The organism is Micromonospora arborensis (assembly GCF_003205615.1).
Taxonomy (GTDB): Bacteria; Actinomycetota; Actinomycetes; order Mycobacteriales; family Micromonosporaceae; genus Micromonospora; species Micromonospora arborensis.
Window position 1 is genome coordinate 98,043 of the sequence record NZ_PYBV01000011.1, and the last position, 19,262, is coordinate 117,304.

The 19,262-nt window shown below is 71.9% G+C and carries 16 protein-coding genes and 1 riboswitch; of the genes, 5 read left to right on the top strand and 11 right to left on the bottom strand.

All coding sequences use genetic code 11. The features are described 5' to 3' along the window. Positions 1 to 90: 90 nt before the first annotated feature. Positions 91 to 498, bottom strand: coding sequence for a roadblock/LC7 domain-containing protein (locus C7C45_RS08380; RefSeq protein WP_007465177.1), 408 nt, complete (start codon positions 496 to 498; stop codon positions 91 to 93). Next, on the bottom strand, positions 495 to 3,626 hold the full coding sequence (locus C7C45_RS08385; RefSeq protein WP_110563068.1) for a sensor histidine kinase: 3,132 nt from the start codon (positions 3,624 to 3,626) through the stop codon (positions 495 to 497). Before C7C45_RS08385 ends, C7C45_RS08380 begins: the two co-directional genes overlap by 4 nt. 444 nt (positions 3,627 to 4,070) lie before the next feature. Between C7C45_RS08385 and C7C45_RS08390 the strand changes: the two genes are divergently transcribed. Then, complete coding sequence (locus C7C45_RS08390) at positions 4,071 to 5,249, top strand: ABC transporter substrate-binding protein (RefSeq protein ID WP_110563069.1); 1,179 nt, start codon at positions 4,071 to 4,073, stop codon at positions 5,247 to 5,249. 208 nt (positions 5,250 to 5,457) lie between these two features. On the opposite strand, the gene C7C45_RS08395 is transcribed toward C7C45_RS08390, so the two are convergent. Together C7C45_RS08395 and C7C45_RS08400 are read right to left on the bottom strand one after the other, a co-directional pair. Beyond that, on the bottom strand, positions 5,458 to 6,318 hold the full coding sequence (locus C7C45_RS08395; RefSeq protein WP_110563070.1) for an ABC transporter permease: 861 nt from the start codon (positions 6,316 to 6,318) through the stop codon (positions 5,458 to 5,460). Positions 6,319 to 6,419: 101 nt separating this feature from the next. Continuing rightward, positions 6,420 to 7,451, bottom strand: a complete 1,032-nt coding sequence (locus C7C45_RS08400; RefSeq protein ID WP_110563071.1) for an ABC transporter substrate-binding protein — start codon at positions 7,449 to 7,451, stop codon at positions 6,420 to 6,422. 271 nt (positions 7,452 to 7,722) lie between these two features. Here C7C45_RS08400 and C7C45_RS08405 point away from each other — a divergent pair, with 271 nt between their 5' ends. From C7C45_RS08405 to C7C45_RS08420, 4 genes are all read left to right on the top strand, one after another. Then, positions 7,723 to 8,508, top strand: a complete 786-nt coding sequence (locus C7C45_RS08405; RefSeq protein ID WP_110563072.1) for an ABC transporter ATP-binding protein — start codon at positions 7,723 to 7,725, stop codon at positions 8,506 to 8,508. Positions 8,509 to 8,510: 2 nt separating this feature from the next. Further along, a complete protein-coding gene (locus C7C45_RS08410) occupies positions 8,511 to 9,461 on the top strand; it encodes an LLM class F420-dependent oxidoreductase (RefSeq protein WP_110563073.1) in 951 nt (316 codons plus the stop codon). Further along, positions 9,458 to 9,769 (top strand): cupin domain-containing protein, encoded by a 312-nt coding sequence (locus tag C7C45_RS08415; protein WP_110563074.1) that lies wholly within the window; start codon positions 9,458 to 9,460, stop codon positions 9,767 to 9,769. The genes C7C45_RS08410 and C7C45_RS08415 overlap by 4 nt, the downstream gene beginning before the upstream one ends. 77 nt (positions 9,770 to 9,846) lie before the next feature. After that, positions 9,847 to 12,777 carry a hypothetical protein gene (locus C7C45_RS08420; protein ID WP_146247293.1) on the top strand — a complete coding sequence of 977 codons (2,931 nt, stop codon included), beginning with the start codon at positions 9,847 to 9,849 and terminating at the stop codon, positions 12,775 to 12,777. A 205-nt stretch (positions 12,778 to 12,982) separates the two neighbouring features. On the opposite strand, the gene thiC is transcribed toward C7C45_RS08420, so the two are convergent. From thiC to thiE, 7 genes are all read right to left on the bottom strand, one after another. After that, complete coding sequence (thiC, locus tag C7C45_RS08425) at positions 12,983 to 14,575, bottom strand: phosphomethylpyrimidine synthase ThiC (RefSeq protein ID WP_110563076.1); 1,593 nt, start codon at positions 14,573 to 14,575, stop codon at positions 12,983 to 12,985. A 17-nt stretch (positions 14,576 to 14,592) separates the two neighbouring features. Then, entirely contained in the window at positions 14,593 to 15,378 is a 786-nt protein-coding gene (gene thiD, locus C7C45_RS08430) for a bifunctional hydroxymethylpyrimidine kinase/phosphomethylpyrimidine kinase (protein WP_110563077.1), read from the bottom strand. Then, entirely contained in the window at positions 15,375 to 16,136 is a 762-nt protein-coding gene (locus C7C45_RS08435) for a thiamine phosphate synthase (RefSeq protein WP_341866483.1), read from the bottom strand. The genes thiD and C7C45_RS08435 overlap by 4 nt, the downstream gene beginning before the upstream one ends. 98 nt (positions 16,137 to 16,234) lie before the next feature. Further along, a complete protein-coding gene (locus C7C45_RS08440) occupies positions 16,235 to 17,014 on the bottom strand; it encodes a thiazole synthase (protein WP_110563078.1) in 780 nt (259 codons plus the stop codon). Then, positions 17,011 to 17,211, bottom strand: a complete 201-nt coding sequence (gene thiS / locus C7C45_RS08445; RefSeq protein WP_110563079.1) for a sulfur carrier protein ThiS — start codon at positions 17,209 to 17,211, stop codon at positions 17,011 to 17,013. Before thiS ends, C7C45_RS08440 begins: the two co-directional genes overlap by 4 nt. Continuing rightward, a complete protein-coding gene (gene thiO, locus C7C45_RS08450) occupies positions 17,202 to 18,362 on the bottom strand; it encodes a glycine oxidase ThiO (protein WP_425271122.1) in 1,161 nt (386 codons plus the stop codon). The genes thiS and thiO overlap by 10 nt, the downstream gene beginning before the upstream one ends. Further along, positions 18,356 to 18,982 (bottom strand): thiamine phosphate synthase, encoded by a 627-nt coding sequence (thiE, locus tag C7C45_RS08455; protein ID WP_110563284.1) that lies wholly within the window; start codon positions 18,980 to 18,982, stop codon positions 18,356 to 18,358. Before thiE ends, thiO begins: the two co-directional genes overlap by 7 nt. Then, positions 18,977 to 19,086, bottom strand: a riboswitch (TPP riboswitch). It overlaps the preceding gene by 6 nt. Positions 19,087 to 19,262: the final 176 nt, after the last annotated feature.

Genomic DNA, 19,262 nt, shown 5'->3' on the forward strand with positions numbered 1-19,262 from the left:
CCAGTCACCTCCTCGTCCCTTGTGGAGCTTTTCTGTACCGCCTTGCCGTCCCTGCTCCGGCGCACGACCCGAGCGCCGTCCTACCCCCTGCTACGAGCGCACCGCGTCCCGCGGCAGCGGCACCAGTGCGGCACCCACCCGCTCGACGAGCAGCGCCATCTCGTAGCCCACCTGACCCACGTCGCAGCTACGCGCGGCCAGTACGGCCATCGACGAGCCGTCACTGATCGACATCAGGAAGAGGTACCCGCTGTCCATCTCGATGACTGTCTGCAACACCCCGCCCGCGCTGAACATCCGGGCCGCGCCCTCGGTCAGGCTCACCACGCCGGAGGTGATCGCGGCGAGCTGGTCGGCCCGGTCCCCCGGCAGATCCCGGGAGGACGCGAGCAGCAGCCCGTCGGCGGACACCGCCACCACGTGGGCGATTCCCGCCACGCTGTCGGCGAAGTTGGTGAGCAGCCAACCCATGTCCTGCATGGCAGCTGGCCTGTTCATCGGCTCTCCTTGGTCGAGGTGCTGTTCAGGTCCGTTCCGGCCGTCCGACCGCGCTGCACACCGCGGTGGTAGGCCGACAACAGACCGCGTACTTCATCGGGGGTCCGCCGGCTGCGGTCCCGGCCGCTCTTCGGTTCGATGCCACCCGGTACGAGCTGCTGCTGCGGCACCCGCTTGGGCAACCCGGAGCGGGTGGTCCCGGCGGGAGACGGTTCGGCGGCCTGGCTGGCCCGTGACCAACCCTCGTCCGCCGCCGTCCGCCAGGCGTGCGGGTCCACGGCGGGCGCCGTGGGGGCCGCCGGTGCCGCGGGGGCCGTCCGGGCGGCCGGTGGCGGGGAGTACGACGGCGGCGTGCCGAGCCCGCCGGCGGACGCGCTGCCGCGCCCCCCGGTGGCCGGCGGGGTGCTGCCGTCGGTGTTGGAGCTGCCGGGGGTGCGGGTCGGCAGTGGCGGTCGGGCCGGCGCGGCGGTCGGCATGGACGCGGCACTCGGCTGACCGCCGTTGCCCGTGCGCAGCCCGGCATCGGCCGCAGCGGCGGCGGGCGCTGGCGGCTCGTCGAACTTGGGCCGGGTGAAGATCGCGGTGGCGTCGTCGCCGTGCGACCGGAACCAGACCGCCTCCATCTCCCGGAAGATCGGTGCCTCGGCGGGGAATTCGGGCCGGGTGCTGACCGGTACGGCGGGCACCGACGGCGCGGCGGGCGGTGCCACCGCGCCAGGCCCGGCGACCGGCCCGACCGGCAGACCCGAGGCGTTGCGCCCGTCCGCGGCATCCGCGGTCGTTCCGCGCCGGGGCAGCGAATCGATCGTCGGGTAGGCCACGGTCGGGCTGCCCATCGAGGCACCCGCGCCGTTGCCGTACGCGGGCCGCGCCGGCGGGAGTGGGGCGACGGGCGCCGGGGTGGCCGGCGCCGGCGGCACCGTCGAACGCGGGCCGGTGTAGCCACCCGCCTGGACGGCCGGGGTGGTGTCCCGCGAGTCCAGCGGAGACTGCCACTGGGCGGGAGCCGGCGCGTTGGTCCGCCACTGGTCGGGCAGAGTGGCCGCCGACGTCGCGGCACCGGCGAGCTGCTCGGTGTGACCGACCGGAGTGAGCGGAGTCTGCTCCACGGCCAGCGGTTGACGTGGCCGACCGAGCGCCTGCTCGCGGCCCCGATTGGTGGGCAGCACCACGGTGGCGGCGGGCAACGTCACCTGGGCGACGGTGCCGCCCTCGACGTTGCGGCGCAGCTCCACCCGGATGCCGTAGCGGGAGGCGAGCCGACTCACCACGGCCAGACCCATCAGCCGGAACGCGGCGACGTCGACGCTCGGCGGCGCGGCCAACCGGCGGTTGAGCGAGTCGAGCTGCTCGTCGGTGAGGCCGAGCCCACGGTCCTCGATCTGGATCAGGACGTAGTCGCGGATCCGGCGACCGTCGGCGACCACCGTGGTGTTCGGCGGTGAGAACCGGGTCGCGTTGTCGAGCAGCTCGGCGACGAGGCGTACGACGTCGTTGACCGCGTTCGCGGCCACCGAGATGTCGGTGTCCACCGTGCCGAACTCGATGCGGTTGTACAGCTCGACCTCGGACTGGGCGGCACGCAGCACGTCGACCACCAGCGCGTCGTCGCGGCGCGGCACGGCCGAGTCGGCGCCGGCCAGGACCAGCAGGTTCTCGTCGTTGCGGCGCATTCGAGTGGCCAGGTGGTCAAGCTCGAAGAGCTGCGCGAGCCGCTTCGGGTCCTCCTCGCCACGCTCGATCGCGTCCAGCTCGCCGATCATCCGGTCGACCAGGGTCTGACTACGGCGTGCCAGGTTGAGGAACATCGCCGAGACGCTGGTACGAAGCGCGGCCTGCTCGGCTGCGACCCGCACCGCCTCCCGGTGGACGACGTTGAAGGCCAACGCCACCTGACCGACCTCGTCGCGGCTGTTCAGCTGGATCGGGTCCCGGACCTGGCGGACGATCTCGTCCACCCCGCCGTCGCCGACGCTGCCCATGGTCTGCAGCCGCTGCACCGCGTCCGGCAGGTCGTGGTTGGCCACCGAGAGCGCACCCTCACGCAGTCGGCGCAACGAGTGGTTGAGCGAACGGGCCAGCACCACGGCCAGCGACACGGCGATGATCAGCGTCAGCAGAACCAGGATCGACTCGATCACGGCCTGCCGGATGACGTCCGCGCGCGCCTGGTCGGCCTGCTGGAACAGCCGGTCCTGCAGTTGGATCTCGGCCCAGCGCATCAGGTCGTTCACCGCGCCGATGGCGGCGGTGGCGTCCTGCGCGGTGACCAGCGGGCGCTGCCCGACCGAGCGGGTGATGTCGGTGGCCACCCGGTCGGCCAGGCCGACCGCGTCACCGGAGACGGTGCTGTCGACCAGGGCTCGCTGCACCGGGTCTGCCGCCAGGGAGAAGGCGAGCAGGGCCTCCTGCTGGCCGGTCAGGGTGGCCACGAAGGAGGAGAACTGCTCCGAGTCGAGCTGGCCCGCCGACAGGGCGGTGAAGGCGACCGCCTCCTCCTCGGCGACGGAAGCCTTGGCGCGGGCGAAGGCGGAGACCGCGCGGCGGCTGTCCGACAGGCTCTCGTCACCGGGCAACTGGGCCAGGCCGTCACCGTAGGCGACCAGGTCGGTGAGGATGACCCCGTAGCGGAGCACGGCCTCGGCGACCGCCATCTGCCGGTGGTCCAGCACCTCCTGGCGGGTGCCGTCCAGGGTCGACAGGTGGTTGTCGATGACGGCCAGGCGGTCCCGCAGGGCCGCCGGCACCTCGCCGATCCGAGCCCGCTCGGCGCGGTACTCGTCCACCTGCCGCTGCGTCTCACGGACCCGCAGGTTGTACGCGTCAGCCGACAGCTGCGAATTGGCCAGGTAGGCCGCCGCGGCCATCCGCTCGGACTGGAGGTCCTGCGTGAGAGCGCTGACGTCGATGGAGAGGGCCGTCAGCGACCGGGCCCGGGTGGCATCGAAGGCGCCCTCGCCAACGGAGATCAGGCGGACCGTGGCCAGCGCGATCACCGCCGCCACCGGGACGACAAGAATCAACGCCAGTTTGGACCGGATCCGGGCATCCCGCAGTCGCGGCAACCGTCGGCGCGTACGCCGACCGCCGTCGCCGAGCGCGGGCAGGGTCATCGGTCCGGTGCTCACGACATAGCCTCCGTCGTTTCTTCCCCGCCTGAGCCGCCGAGCCATGCCGTAAGCGGAGGGGACCACGCGCGGCACGGCCGCGATTTCATCAGAGAAGATCCTGTTTGGGAAGCCGCAGTGAGGTAGGAAACGGTCGGACGGAGCGCGTCCCGTGATCCGGGCAACTGATACCTTCATTTCCGCAAGCCCCTGAACAGGGCATGTAACTCCTGAGTGGTCACGCGTGTATGCAAAGTGAGCTTTTGCAAACATTGCGTTACCCCAGCATGTGGGATGGCCGTCCCGAAAGTGCTGCCGGGGTCCGCGCTTGACCACAGCGCCGGCCATTGGCAAGGTTTTGCAGGCTTCGCGCACACCGTACGGCAGAGGAGATCCCGTCTTCCACTGAGGACGGATTAGCGGCGGTGACCGGGCAGCGCCCGCGCCCGCACCTGGAGGACTGAGTTGAGCCCCATCCGCTCCGCGACCATCGCGGCGCTCGCATCGGCCGTAGTGGCCACCACGCTCGCCGGCTGCCAGTTTGGCGGGGCGGAGCAGGACACAAGCCCGATCTGGATCGCCGCCGACCTCGAACTCTCCGGCGCCGCCGCCCCGGTCGGGCGGACCTACCAGCGGGCCCTCGACCTCAAGGTCGAGCAGTTGAACTCCTCCGGCGCACTGAACGGCCGGGAGATCAAGCTGAAGGTGAAGGACAACCGTTCCGACTCGGCCGAGTCACTTCGCAACATCGCCGACTTCAGCAGCGATTCACGCATCAGCGCCATCATCATGGGTGGCTGCAACGAATGCGCGGTCGGCGCGGTCGGAACCATCAACGAGAAGCGGATTCCCACCATTGCGCTCGCCGCTTCCGGCGCGATCGCCGACCCAGTCGCCGAACGGCGCTACGTGTTCAAGCTGGGCCCCAACGCCCCGGACAGCGCGGCCGCGCTGACCACCGAACTGCGCCGCAACAACATCCGCAAGGTGGGGATGCTCGTCAGCGACGACGACTACGGCCGGGAGGGCGCGGCCGCGCTCAAGAGCGAGCTGGACAAGGCCCGCATCGCGCTCCGGGAGCAGAGGGCCAAGGCCACCGACACCGACGTCAACAAGCAGATCCAACAGCTCGCGGCGGGCAAGCCCGACGCGCTGGTCTTCTGGACCCCTCCGGAGCAGGCGACACTGGCCGCCACCAGCGCCCAGCAGACCACCTTCCGGGGTCCACTCTTCTTCGACGCGGGCGCAGCCGGCGACCTGTTCCTCGGCGGGGCGGCCAAGGCGACCGAGCGGGCCACGCTGATCTTCACCCAGACGATGGTGATCGACGACGTGATCGCGACCACACCGGCCAAGGCGGCGCGGCGGCAGTGGTTCCAGGACTACACCGCGCGCTTCGGCGGTTACAACGGGTCCTCGTCCTTCGCCGCGGACGCCGTCCAACTGATCGTCGACGCGGAACTTCGCGCCGGCGGCGAAGCCGGGAAGGTCAACCGCAACGGCATTCGGGACGTGCTGGAGACGTCCCAGATGGACGGCCTGTCCGGCCCGATCCGGATGACTCCCGACAACCACAGCGGGCTGATGCCGCAGGCGCTCACCACGCTGGTCGCCCGCAATGGTCGGTGGCGGTTGGCGGGGTAAACGCTTCTGGACCTCGTGTAGCTCGCGGGTTCGTCGGGGTGCCGGGTGGGGTGTGGCCGACCGTGCCCGACTCCGGGCGGTCAGGCTTGATCCCTCCGCCGGGCACGGTCGGCCACACCTCAGCGCGTCACCGTTTGACGAAAGGGCCGGCCTCCTCGTGGGGGGCCGGCCCTTTGCGTTTCTTGGTGTTGATCTTTGGTGTGGATGGTTAGCGGCTGCTGGTGGTTTCTTTTACCCAGGGCAGCGCGGTCCGCTCGATCAGCAGGAGCGCCGAGTAGAGCAGGATGCTCACCAACGCCACCAACATGATCGCCGCCCAGGCGGTGGCGGTGTCGCCCACTCCGGCGTACTGCAGGATCAGGTAGCCAAGGCCACTCTCGCCGGCCTGGAACTCGCCGATCACCGCACCGATCGCGGCCAGCGGCATGGCCACCTTGAGCCCGACGAAGATCTGCGGCAGCGCCGCCGGGAAGCGCACCTTGCGGAACGCCTGCCAGCGGGAGGCGTTCCAGGAGCGCACCAGCTCCGCCAGGTCCGCCGGCGTGGTCGTCAGCCCGGTCGCGGTGGAGAGCACGATCGGGAAGAAGCAGAGAAGGAACACCATGGTCAGGATCGGCTTCTGACCCCAGCCGAGCGCCACCACCAACAGCGGCCCCAACGTGATCTTCGGCACGGCGTTCACCGCGACCAGCAGCGGGGTGAACATCCGCTCGACCGTGCGGGAGCTGGCCAGGGAGAGTCCGATCAGAACACCGGCGACCGCCGAGAGGGCGAAGCCGGTCAGGATCTCCAGCAGGGTGTCCCAGGTGTGCTCCAACATCTGGGCGGGCTTGTCGACGAACGCGGCGAGCACGTCGCCGGGCGGCGGCAGAGCCGCGGGGTGGACCAACTCCAGCCGGGCGATCAGCCACCACGCCGCCAGGGCGACCAGGAGGCCGGCTGCGGGCAGCAGCGCCGCCCCGGCCCCGGTGCGCAGACCGGCACCTCGACCCGCCCGCCCTGACTCGGGGCCACTGCCCGCAGGTGGAGGTGCCGCCACCGCCGAATCCGCCGACCGGACGTCGGTCATCTTGTCCTCCTCGAAATCCCACGGCCCCCGGGGGCCGACGTGCGACGGGGGTACGTCCCACCGGAATCGGCGGGACGTACCCCCTGGTGGCGACCGGACGATCAGGCCTTCGGCGCGAGGCTGAAGTCGATGATCTGCTCGGGGGTGATGTTCTGCTTCAGCGAACCAGCGCCCTGCAGGATGGCGATGCTCTTGGCGACCCGACCGCTGTCCAGGGTGCCGATCGCGGTGCCGGTGTTGCCGGAACGGACGTACGCGGCCATCAGCTCAAGCTCGGCGGCGGCGGCGGCCGGGTTGGCGGCCTCGACGTTCTTCTTCAGGATCTCGCCGGCCTCCTTGGAGTTGGCCAGGCTGTACTCCAGGCCCTTGAGCAGCGCAGCGGTGAACCGCTTCACCATCTCGGGCTTCTCCTTGGCGATCTTCGAGGAGGTGATCAGCACGTTGCCGTAGAGGTCCTGCATCACGTTGCTGTACGGCAGCATGACGGCCTTCTTCCTGGCCGCCGCCTCGATGGTCGGCTGACCCACGACGAACTGGCCAATGCCGTCGACCGAGCCGTTGGCCAGCGTGCCGATCAGGGTCTGCGCGTCGCCGTTGACCCAGGTCACCTTGCTCGCGTCCACGCCGGCGAGCCGGGCGTACGTCGGGAAGAGGTTGCGGACCACGGAGCCGGGGGTGTCGGCGAGCTTCTTGCCCTCCAGGTCCTTCGGCGAGGCGATGCTCTTGCCCTCGAGCGTGGCGATGCCCGCCATGGTGCGCTGCTGGATCGCGGCCACCACGGTGAAGTCCTTCGCCTGGCCGTTGCCGACCTGGAGCAGACTGCCGGTGAGGTCGACCGGGCCGAAGTCGGCCTGACCGCCGACGATGGTCTGGATCACACCACCGGTGCCCTGACCGGCCTTGATCTCGACGTCGAAGCCGGCTTCCTTGAAGTAGCCCTTGTCCTTCGCCACCCAGGCGTAGGCGTCGCGGCCGAACTGACCGAAGGAGGTGAGGTAGGTCACCTTCTCCAGCGCCTTGCCGTCACCCCCCTTGGCGTCGTCGGCCGAATCCGACCCGCTGCTGCAGGCGGAGACAAGAGCGAGGGCGGTGGCCAGCGCGGCCGTAGCGACCGTACGGGTCAGCCTTCTCATCAGTGCACCATGTCCTTTCCGACCGGGGGCGGCTGGCCACCGGAGGGGGTTGTATTTGACGGGCCGGCAGGAGGGGTGGGAGCCGGGCGTCGCTGTAGTGAGGGGACTCTTCGCGGCCACAGCGTACGAGAAAGCCACGCTTGCGACGCCAGGCGTATCGGGTTGCGGAACGGAAACAACCTGATGACCACCCCGGACGGTGCGATACGCAGACAGGCCCGCTAGCCTTTGCCGGATTCCTGACCGTTCACTCAGCGGAGGTCCGCCGGAGATGATCCAACTGGCCGGGGTGTCGCGTACCTTCGAGGGCCGATCTGGTCGGGTGGAGGCCCTGCGTGGCATCAACCTCGACGTCGCCGAGGGCGAGTTCGTCGCCGTGCTCGGCCGCTCCGGCTGCGGAAAGTCCACCCTGCTGCGACTGATCGCCGGCCTGCTCCCGCTGACCGCGGGCGAGATCACCGTGGCCGGTACGCCGATCACCCGCCCTCGGCAGGACATCGCCATGCTGTTCCAGAAGCCGGCGCTGCTGCCCTGGCGCACCGTGCTGGACAACGTCCTGCTGCCGGTGGAGATCTTCGGCTGGGGCCGCGCCAAGCACCGCGAGCGGGCCCGGCAACTGCTTGACGTGGCCGGGTTGGCCGGCTTCGAGAAGAGGCTGCCGCACGAACTCTCCGGCGGCATGCAGCAGCGGGTGTCGCTGTGCCGGTCGTTGATCGGTGAGCCCCGGGTGATGCTGATGGACGAGCCGTTCTCCGCGCTTGACGCGCTCACCCGCGAGGAACTCTCCGGCGAACTCCAGCGCGTACACATGGAGAACAAGCCGACCATCGTCTTCGTCACCCACTCGATCGACGAGGCGGTGCTGCTCGCCGACCGGGTGGTCGTGCTGAGCCCTCGCCCCGGCCGGATCCGCAAGGTGGTCGACGTCAACATCCCCCGGCCCCGCACCCTGGGCCGCAACGCGCACCTGGCCGATGTCGCCCAGGTCAGCGCCGACCTCCACGAGCTGTTGATGGAACGCGACCAGCCGGCCACGACCGACTCGGAAGGACGATGAACATGCGGGTTTCGGTCTTCACCGAGCCGCACCGGGGCGCCAGCTACGACGACCAACTCCGGTTCGCCCGGCTGGTCGAGGCCTGCGGGTACGAGGGTTTCCTCCGCGCCGACCACTACCAGTCGATGGGCGCCGACCCCGGCCTACCCGGCCCGACGGACGCGTGGCTGACCCTCGCCGCGCTGGCCCGGGAGACCGAACGGATCCGGCTCGGCACCCTGGTGACGTCCGCCACCTTCCGCCTGCCCGGCCCTCTCGCGGTGCTGGTGGCGCAGGTCGACCAGATGAGCGGCGGCCGGGTCGACCTCGGCATCGGCGCCGGCTGGTACGAGCGTGAGCACACCTCGTACGGCATTCCGTTCCCGCCGGTCGGCGAGCGCTTCGACCGGCTGGCCGAGCAGCTCGAAGTGATCACCGGGCTGTGGCGCACCCCGTCCGGCGAGACCTACAGCTTCACCGGCGACCACTACCGCCTGGTCGACGCCCCGGCCCTGCCCAAGCCGGTGCAGGTGCCCGGGCCACCGATCATCGTGGGCGGGCGCGGCCCCAAGCGCACCCCCGAGCTGGCCGCCCGGTACGCCGACGAGTTCAACATGCCGTTCAAGTCCGTGGCGGACACGGCCAAGGCGTTCGACCGGGTGCGTGAGGCGTGCGAACGCACCGGACGGACGGAGTCCGGGCGCGAGCCGTTGGTGCTCTCCGCCGGGATCGTCGTGGCCATCGGTCGGACCGACGCGGAGGCCCAGCGGCGTGCCGCGCCCCTGCACGAGAAGAGCGCCCTGCCGCCGGAAGACCCGGTGGTCGGTTCGCCCGCGCAGCTCGCCCAGCGGATCGGCGAGTTCGCCGCGATCGGCGCCACCCGGGTCCACCTGCGCCTGATCGACTTCGCTGATCTCGACCACCTCGAGCTGATCGCGGCCGAGGTGCTCCCCCAACTGGACGGAGAACGATGAGCGACGTGATCGTCGACGGAACCGAACTCGGGCCGGTGGGCCAGGAGATCGTGTACGAGAACGACCGGGTCCGGGTCTGGCACATCCGCCTTGAGCCGGGCGAGCGGCAACCGCTGCATCGGCATGATCACCCCTACCTGGTGGTGGCGATCGAGGGCGCGAAGAACATCGTGCAGACGATCGACGGCACCCGGATCGACGCCGACGAACCCACCGGCGGAGTGGTCTACCGGGACCCGGGGGCAGTACACATGCTCACCAATGTCGGAGACACGACTTACCTCGCTCGGCTGGTCGAACTCAAGTAGACCCGCCGAGCGTGGGCCGACGCGCCGCGCGGCGCGCCGGTGGCGATCGGGTGTACCGGGTGCGTAACGTGCCGGTCATGGCCTTTCGGACCTGGGGCAGACTGCTGCTCACGGCGCTCGGGGTGAGCGTGCTGGCCGGGGCCGGCCAGCTCGGCGTCGCGTACGGTTTCGGCATCGTCCGGCTCACCGGCGCCTTCACCGGTACGACCGTCAACCAGTGGCCGGCCCAGCTCGTCTGGGTGGGCTGGTTCGCCGCGAACGCCGCCGTCGCCGGTGCCGTCCTGACCGGACGCCTCGCTCACCGCGACGCTCCGGCGGCGAGCACCGGCCGGCAGTTGGCAATCGGTGGCGCGGCGGCGCTCGGTGCCACCGTCATCGCCCCGCTCTGCATGCAGCCCGCCCGCGCCGCGGAGTTGATCTCCGTCGATCCGGTCTGGGCGGTGGGCATCTGCGCCGTACTCGGTGCGGTGATCGGGGCGGGCGCCGCGATCGCTGTCCTGCTCCGACCCGAGCTGGGCTGGAACATGGCGGCCGTGGCCGGCGCGGTCTGGCTGCTGGCGCTGATCTCCGTCCTGCCCTCGCTCGGTACGGCCGGCCCGCTGCCGACCGTCCGGCTCGGGGTGTTGGAGCCGAGCTGGCTGAACGACGCGGCCGCACAACAGTTGGCGCTGCTCCTGCTGCCCACCGTGGCGCTGCTGGCCGGTGCCGCGACCGCTGGCCTGGCTCGCTGGCGGGGCCAGGCACCACTTGTCAGCGGGGCGACCGGGGTGGCCGGCCCGGTGCTTGTGGCGTTCGCCTACCTGACCGCCGGCCCGGGCGACCCGGTGGACCGCTACCAGGTCAGCCCCTACTACGCCGCGCTGATCGCGATCCTCGCCGGCGCGCTCGGCGCGGCCGCCGCGGCGCTGCTGCGCTGGCCTGCGGGCACCCGCGCCGCGGATCCGCAGGCGATCGAGCCCAGCGACATCCTGCGCCCGCTGCCCGCCAGCCCCCTCCTGCCCGGCACCGCCTCGGCAGGTTCGACGAACGACCGGGACACCGTCGAACGCACCGACGCGCAGCTCGCCAACACAGATTCGCCGGCCGGGCAGCCGGCGGGCGCGGAGCTGACCGGCACCGAGCTGACCGGCACCACCCCGGGTCCGCGTGCCGCAGGCGGCTCCGATGGCGTACGCACCGTCCCGGCGCACTGGGACTGGCCGGCGACCACCGCGAGCGGCCAGCACGGTCCGACCCCCGCCGCGCCGACGACGCCTGCGGCATGGCGGACCGATCCGACCACTGCCTTCTCCACCGAAGCGCTGACGCGCAGGTCGAGCCGGGACGAGGCCACCTCCCCGGCCGACACCGCGCCCCCGGCCACCGACGCCACCAGCTCGACCGAGGCCGCCCCGACCAGCACCACAGCCGGACGCGCCGGCGCTGCCGCTCCGGCAGGTGGCCCGGCCGACGAGCCGACGGGCAGCGCGACGACGGTCACCGGCGACCGACCAGCCGCCACCGGCAAGGACGCCCCCACCGCCGAGCCCTCCAGTGCGGCCCCATCCAGCGCAGGCACGACCAGCGCAGGCACGACCAGCACAGGCACGACCAGCGCGGGCACGACCAGCGCGGGCACGACCAGCACAGGCACGACCAGCGCGGGCACGACCAGCGCGGGCACGACCAGCGCGGGCACGACCAGCGCGAGCGAAGCCGACGCACCGCTGACGCCCAAGCCGCGCCGTATCCGTAAGCCGAAGGTCAGCCCGGCCGCCACCACCTCCGACACGCCGGACGGCGCACCGTCATCCTTGTCGGAGACCACCGACGAGACGCCCACCGGTCGGGCCACGAAGGTCACCCGGCCCGGAAAGTCGGCCGGCCGGACCGGCCCTGGCAAAGCCACCGACACTCCGGAGCGCAGCACGGAGAGCCAGGACACCGCGTCCGGTCTGACCACCGAGGCCATTCCGGCCGCTGAATCCGGCACGCCAGCCGCAGCAGCAGCCGCGCCGACCGCCCCGACTGCCGCAACCAGCTCCACCCCTGCGCCGGCTGCCCCGACCGGCTCGACCGGGGTGCCGGCCACCCCGACCGTCGCAACCGACTCCACGACGGAAGCCGCCGATCCGGCGCGCACCCCGGCCGCCACTGCCACCGGTCCCACCGGGTCGCCGGCCGAACCGGCAAGTGGATCAACAGCCACCAGTACCGACGAGACCGACAGTGAGCGGCCCGCCGCCGAGGACAGTTCCACCGCCGGGTTGTTCGGGATCGCCGCCAGCAGCGACCCGGACGCGGACCGGTGGACGCCGACCGCGCCGGCCTGGCCGGTCGCCTCGGCGCGGACGGTGCCGCCGCAAGCCTCCGACCCGGGGCCAGCAACAGCGGAGACAGGCTCTGGGCCGGATGAGCCGAGGCCACGGCACCGGGCGCCGTTGCCGGACCTGAGCCGGGCCAGCACCTGGGACGCCTTCAACACCACCCGCCGTGCCGGGCCGGCGCAGTCGTCGAACACCGCCCGGTCGACGTCGACTGATTCCGCAGCAGCCAGCGAATCGGCTGCCGCTGCCGAACCAGCCACCCGCGCCGAACCTGCGAGCCCGACCGCGTCTCCGGTCGTCCCGGGCCAGGCCGCCACCGCCAAACCGGCCGCTCCCCGGCGGCAGCCGAGCCCCGCAGCGTCACCAGTTGTCCCGGGCCAGGCTGACACGCCCTCCGACGCCGCCACCCGCGCCGCCGGCCCGGCGACTACCGACGACGAGTCGGCTGCCACACCGACCACCGGAGTGGTGGCGGAGCAGCCCTCCCGGCGAGGACGGCTCGGCGGTCTGTTCCGCCGCAAGGGGTCCCGGACCGAAGAGGAAAGCCAGGAGCCGTCGGCTGAGACGGAGCCGCTGCCGACCCAGGACGAGGAGTTCGTCGACTGGGTCGCCGGTCTGAGCAAGCCGGTGTCTGACAACGAGCCGGAGCAGGAGAGCGGCCGCCGGTCGCTGCGCTCCACCGGTCGGCACTACCGCGACTGACCCACGAGATCGCGCATCGGAACGCGGGCGCAGCGAAGGGCCCTCGCCATCGACTTGGCTGCCTGCCATGCCGACGTGCTGTGAGCGGTATACCACAGAGGTATGAATATGACTCTCTGGTATACCGCTCACTACCGCATCCGCCACGACGGAGGTAACCGACAGTCACCGCTGGCCGCCGGCTGCGCCCAGCGTGCGGGACCGGTCAGGCCAGCGGCAGGTAGACCTTTCCACCGCCGGAGACGAACTCCTCCGACTTGTCCTTCATGCCGCGGGCGGCGTACTCCTTGAGCTCCTGGGTGATCTTCATGGAGCAGAACTTCGGGCCACACATCGAGCAGAAGTGGGCCGTCTTCGCCGGCTCGGCCGGCAGCGTCGCGTCGTGGTACGACCGCGCCGTCTCCGGGTCCAACGAAAGGTTGAACTGGTCCTCCCAGCGGAACTCGAACCGCGCCTTCGACAGCGCGTCGTCCCACTCCTGCGCGCCGGGGTGCCCCTTGGCCAGGTCCGCCGCGTGTGCCGCGATCTTGTACGCGATCACGCCCGCCTTGACATCGTCACGGTCCGGCAGTCCAAGGTGCTCCTTCGGGGTGACGTAGCAGAGCATCGCGGTGCCGAACATTCCGATCATCGCGGCGCCGATCGCCGAGGTGATGTGGTCGTACGCCGGAGCGATGTCGGTGGTCAACGGGCCGAGCGTGTAGAAGGGCGCCTCGTGGCACCACTCCTGCTGCAGGTCCACGTTCTCCTTGATCTTGTGCATGGGCACGTGGCCGGGGCCCTCGATCATCACCTGGACGTCGTACGCCCAGGCGACCTTCGTCAGCTCGCCGAGGGTGCGCAGCTCGGCGAACTGCGCCTCGTCGTTGGCGTCGGCGATCGAGCCGGGCCGCAGCCCGTCGCCGAGGGAGAACGTCACGTCGTACTTCGCGAGCAGCGAACACAGCTCCTCGAAGTTCGTGTAGAGGAAGTTCTCCTCGTGGTGCGCCAGGCACCACGCCGCCATGATCGAGCCGCCTCGGGACACGATCCCGGTCACCCGGTCCACGGCCAGCGGCACGTACGGCAGGAGCACACCGGCGTGCACCGTCATGTAGTCCACGCCCTGCTCGGCCTGCTCGATCACGGTCTCCCGGAACACCTCCCAGCTCAACTTCACCGGGTCGCCGCCGACCTTCTCCAACGCCTGGTAGATCGGCACCGTCCCGATCGGCACCGGCGAGTTGCGCACGATCGCCTCGCGGGTCTCGTGGATCCGCTTGCCGGTGGACAGGTCCATCACGGTGTCCGCACCCCACCGGGTGGCCCAGGTCAGCTTCTCCACCTCCTCGGCGACCGACGAACTGACCGCCGAGGTGCCGATGTTGGCGTTCACCTTGACCAGGAACGCCTTACCGATGATCGCCGGCTCGCACTCCGGGTGGTTCACGTTGAGCGGCAGCACCGCCCGGCCGGCGGCGATCTCGGCCCGTACCAACTCCGGGTCGCAGTTCTCCCGGATCGCCACGAACTCCATCTCCGGCGTCACCACGCCGGCCCGCGCGTACGCCAACTGCGTGGGCCGGCGACCGTCCACCCCAGCTAGCGGCGTGCCCGCACCCCGCACCGGCGCCACATCACCCCGCTCGGCGATCCACGGTCCGCGCAGCGGCGGCAACCCCACCTCAGGGTCGGATCCGGGACCCGACGTGTCGTAGAGCCGCACCGGCGGATGGTCGCCGGTCAGCTCCACCTCCGCGAACGGCACCCGGACGTCCGGCCGTGAACCCTCGACGTACACCTTGCCTCGTGCCTGCATGACAGCCTCCCTGATGATCAAGCGGACCAGCCGAAGTGATCCAGCGGCCCACGTCCCGCGCCCAGCTCCCAACTCCGCGCGCCGGTCAGCGCGCGGAGCACGTACTCCTTGGCGGCTCCCACCGCCGCCGGCACCGGATCGCCCAACGCGAGCCGCACGGCGATCGCCGCCGAGAACGAACAACCGGTGCCGTGGGTGTGCCGGGTGGTCACCCGGGGCGCGCGCAGCAGGGTGGTGACGCCGCCGCCGTGCAGCACGTCGACCGCCTCGCCCCCGTCCAGGTCACCGCCCGTGACCACCACGTATTCCGGGCCGCCGGCCACGAGGGCCTCGGCGGCCGCGACCATCCCGGCCACGTCGTCCACCGGGCGCCCGGTGATGGCCGCGGCCTCCGCACAGTTCGGTGTCGCCACCCTGGCGTACGGCAGCAGCCTCTCCACCGCGCCGACCACGCCGAGCCGGTGGCCACTGGTGGCGACCAGCACCGGGTCGACGACGAGTTGGGGCAGCCGACCGTCCCTCGCGGCCTCGGCCACCACGTCGGCGACCGCCGGGGTGCCGAGCATCCCCGTCTTGACCGCGCCGATGGTGAAGTCGCCGAGGACGCTCTCCAGTTGCTCGGTGACGGTGCGCGGCGGCAACGGCAGCACGGCGTCGACACCCTGGGTGTTCTGCGCGGTGACCGCCGTGAGGACGCTGGTGCCGTACGCGCCCAGCGCGGCGAAGACCTTGAGGTCGGCCTGGATGCCGGCACCGCCGCCGGAGTCTGAGCCGGCGATTGTCAGCACTGTGGTCGGGGTCATGTCCCCTCCTGGGTTGGGGGCTGCGGCCGATCCTTGGTTGCAGTTGGGGGCTGCGGCCGACCGTGCCCACTCCGGGCGGTCAGGCTTGATCCCTGCGTGGGCACGGTCGGCCGCAGCCCCACTCGTGGAGATCTGGTGACTCCGTGCCGGGTTTGGGTCAGCACCGGTGTGACCGCCTCGACATAAGCGCTGGTCAGGGTGGCTGCTGTCTCGGTGGGGTCTTGGGCTCGCATCAGTGCGCCCAGTACGGCAACTCCTACGGCTCCGGCTTGGACGCAGGCGGTTACCTGTTCCGGTGTCTCGACTCCGCCCAGGGCGAGGGTGGGCACGCGGCTGACCTCGGTCAACCTGCGCAGCCCTTCCGTGCCGAGGGGTGGGCCGTAACCCGGCTTCGTCCTGGTCAGATGGACCGGGGAGACGGTGGCGTAGTGCTCGGTGGTCAGCCGGTTCAGCTCGGTTTGGTCGTGGCACGAACGGCCGACCAGCGGCAGGCGCGGCGGCGGGTACGGGCCGGCGGCGGGCAGGTGAACGGCGTCGCCGCCGAGCGGGTCGGGACCGGCCACGATGAGGGTCCCGCCGACGTCGGCGAGGATCGCGCGCAGACCGGCGGCGAGGGCGGCGCGCTCGGCGCGGGGCAGGTCCTTCTCCCGCAGCACCACCCAACGCACTCCCCCAGCCACAGCACCCGCGACAACCCGCTCAAGCCCGTCCGCGCCAACCAGCCGACGATCGGTAAGAACGACAACCCCCGACGGCACGGCTCCCCACGAGATCTTGGAAGGAATGGGCCCCTCCAGGGGCAGTTTGCTTCCAAGATCTCCCGACGGCAGCGCCGGCAGCGCCGGCAGCGAGCCGGTCACAGGTCGGGTCTTCCCTCGTCGGAGGTGGACGGGAGGGCGTGGAAACGGCGGGTGATCCGGCCGGCGCTGGCCGCCAGGCGGCCGGCCTCCACCGCGTACCGCATCGCGGTGGCCATCGCCACCGGGTCGGCGGCCCGGGTGACCGCGCTGGCCAACAGCACCGCGTCGCAGCCCAACTCCATGGCCAGGGCCGCGTCGGAGGCGGTGCCGATGCCGGCGTCGAGGATCACCGGGACGTCGACACCCTGACGGATGAGCCGGATGTGGTGCGGGTTGCCGATGCCGAGCCCCGAACCGATCGGCGAGCCGGCCGGCATCACCGCGGCGCAGCCCACGTCGGCGAGCCGACGGGCGAGCACCGGGTCGTCACTGGTGTACGGCAGGACGGTGAAACCATCGGCGACCAACTCCTCGGCGGCGCGGAGCAACTCCACCCCGTCGGGCAGCAGCGTCCGCTCGTCGCCGATCACCTCCAGCTTGATCCAATCGGTGTCGAACGCGTCCCGGGCCAGTCGGGCCACCTTCACCGCCTCGGTCGCGGTGTGGCAGCCGGCCGTGTTCGGCAGCAGCCGTACCCCGCACCGGTCCAGCAGCTCCAGCAGCCCGCCGGAGGAGCCCGGCGCGGTGCCCACCCGGCGCAGCGCCAGGGTGACCAGCTCGGTGCCGGAGGCCCGGATAGCCTGCTCCAGCACGTGCAGGTTCGCGGCGCCGCCGGTGCCGAGGATCAACCGCGAGGTGAACGTCTCCCCACCCAGCTCGAATGGCACGCCGCTCACCCGCCCTGCGCCGCGGTGAGCACCTCGACCCGGTCACCGTCGCGCAGCGCCGTGGTCGCCCAGCCGGCCCGGGGCACCACCTCGCCGTTGACCGCGACCGCCACCCCACGCTGCTGGGGCACGACGTCGCGGACCAGGTCCGCCACCGACGCGCCGCCGGGGACGCTGCGCCCGGCCCCGTTCACCGTCAACTCCACCGGTCCCCCTCCATCGTCGTTTCAGGTCCGCCGCTGTCCGCCGCGACGACGAACCGGTCCGGCAGGAAGGGCGCGAGCAGCGGGTCGGGTACGCCGGTGAGCACCAGGTCGGTGATCAGGTCGGCGGTGATCGGGGTGAGCACGATGCCGTGTCGGTGGTGCCCGGTGGCGGCCAGGACGTCCGGCCGGCCGGGCAGCGGCCCGAGGATCGGTGCGTTGTCCGGGGTGCCCGGGCGCAGCCCGGCGACCGCCTCGACCAGGTCGTACTCGGCCAGCTCGGGCAGCAGGTCGACGCCGGCGCGGAGCAGGCGTTGCACCGCTCCGGCGGTGACCGTGGTGTCCGACCGTTCCTCGACCGTCGCGCCGAGCACGACCTCGCCGTCGGCTCGGGGCACCAGGTAGACGGGTTCGCCGTCGGCGTACCCCCGGATCACGTGCCGGAAGCCCGGCGCGACGCCATCGGGCGCGCGGAGCCGGAGGATCTGGCCCTTCACCGGCCGCACGGGCAGGCCGGTGAGTGCGGCGGCCCCGCAGCCGGCGGCGACCACGGTGACCCGTGCGTCCACGTCGGACAGCAACCGAACGGCTTGCGGCACGAGCACCGCGCCGGCCCGCTGCGCGGCCGTGCGCAATGCCGGCAGCAGCAACCGGGGGTCGACCTGGTGGTCGGTGGGCGCGAGCGCGCCGCCGCGCACCCGCGGGGCGAGCGCCGGCTCGCGGTCGCGCAGCTCGGTGGGGCGCAGCAGGGTCACGGGCAGGCCCAACCCCTGCTGGTACGCCCAGAGTCGACCCGCCTCAGCCAGGTCGTCGCCGGTCAGCCCGACCAGCAGGGTGCCCTCGGTCCGGTAGCCGATGTCGGCGCCGGTCGCCTCGGTCAGCTCGGCGGCGAACGTCGGCCAGCGGGCGGCGGACGCCAGCAGCAGTTCGGTCAACTGCCGCTCACCGAAGTACGCCTCGGCGACCGGGGCGAGCATGCCGGCGGCCACCGCCGAGGCCCCCGAGCCGGGTGCCGGATCGTGCACCACCACGCGCAGCCCTCGGGCGGCGCAGCGCCAGGCGATCGCGAGCCCGATCGGCCCCGCCCCCACCACTGCCACGTCCGGCCGGACCCGGTCGCTCGACGGCGCTGACTCCGACCGGCCGGTCAGCACGTCAACGCCTCCATCAGCGCGGCGGTCGCCCGTGCCGGGTCGGCGGCACCGGACACCGCACCGACCACCGCCACCCCGTACGCCCCGGCGGCCCGCAGCACCGGCACCCGGGCGGCGGTCACTCCCCCGATCGCGATGACCGGCACGTCGACGGCGTCGACGACAGCGCGTACCCCGGCGGGCCCGATGGGGTCCGGCAGGCCGGACTTCGTGCTGGTGGGGTGGCACGGTCCGACGCCCAGGTAGCTGGCTCCCGCCGTGACGGCCTCGGTCGCTGTCCCCGGCGCGCGGGCGGTGGCTCCGAGCACCCCGGTCGGGCCGAGCACCCGGCGGGCGGCGGCGACCGGCAGGTCGTCCGCGCCGACGTGCCCGCCGTCGGCACCCACCGCGAGCGCCACGTGCAACCTGTCGTTGACCAGGCAGGTCGCCTGGTACGGCGCGCAGAGCGCCAGCACCCTTCGGGCCAGGTCGTACGCCTCGCGGTCGGTGGCGGAATCCTCGACCCGGACCTGCACCACCAGGTCGGCGCGGGCAGCCGTGAGGGCGGCCCGGACCACGGTGAGTGGGTCCCGCCCGGGTCGGGTGTCGGTGATCAGATGCAGTCGTCCTAGGGACGGCACGGCAACGCTCCTCCCTGCGCCGGCATTACCCGGATCAGGTTCAACGGTCGGGGGCTGTCAGCCCCCCTCTCAGCCCGGTACACCGGGCTCCCGTGGGTTACTTGCGTGTCACCGTACGACAGATCCGCCGGTCTGCCAAGGCGAGGTCCCGGCGGCTACCGGTCCCCCGGACCGGCCGGCAGCGAGCGAAATCAATGGGCTGATTCATGCGGTCCTGTTCGGAATGTCGCCCGCCGTTACAGAACCGTTACCCGCCGGCATCTTGCCGGACATCGAGGCA

Bases quoted from the DNA above. Each gene is read 5' to 3' on its own strand.
- C7C45_RS08420 (WP_146247293.1), top strand. From the start codon at position 9,847: ATGGCCTTTCGGACCTGGGGCAGACTGCTGCTCACGGCGCTCGGGGTG.
- C7C45_RS08410 (WP_110563073.1), top strand. From the start codon at position 8,511: ATGCGGGTTTCGGTCTTCACCGAGCCGCACCGGGGCGCCAGCTACGAC.
- C7C45_RS08405 (WP_110563072.1), top strand. From the start codon at position 7,723: ATGATCCAACTGGCCGGGGTGTCGCGTACCTTCGAGGGCCGATCTGGT.
- C7C45_RS08400 (WP_110563071.1), bottom strand. From the start codon at position 7,451: ATGAGAAGGCTGACCCGTACGGTCGCTACGGCCGCGCTGGCCACCGCC.
- C7C45_RS08415 (WP_110563074.1), top strand. From the start codon at position 9,458: ATGAGCGACGTGATCGTCGACGGAACCGAACTCGGGCCGGTGGGCCAG.
- C7C45_RS08395 (WP_110563070.1), bottom strand. From the start codon at position 6,318: ATGACCGACGTCCGGTCGGCGGATTCGGCGGTGGCGGCACCTCCACCT.
- thiD (WP_110563077.1), bottom strand. From the start codon at position 15,378: ATGACCCCGACCACAGTGCTGACAATCGCCGGCTCAGACTCCGGCGGC.
- C7C45_RS08380 (WP_007465177.1), bottom strand. From the start codon at position 498: ATGAACAGGCCAGCTGCCATGCAGGACATGGGTTGGCTGCTCACCAAC.
- thiC (WP_110563076.1), bottom strand. From the start codon at position 14,575: ATGCAGGCACGAGGCAAGGTGTACGTCGAGGGTTCACGGCCGGACGTC.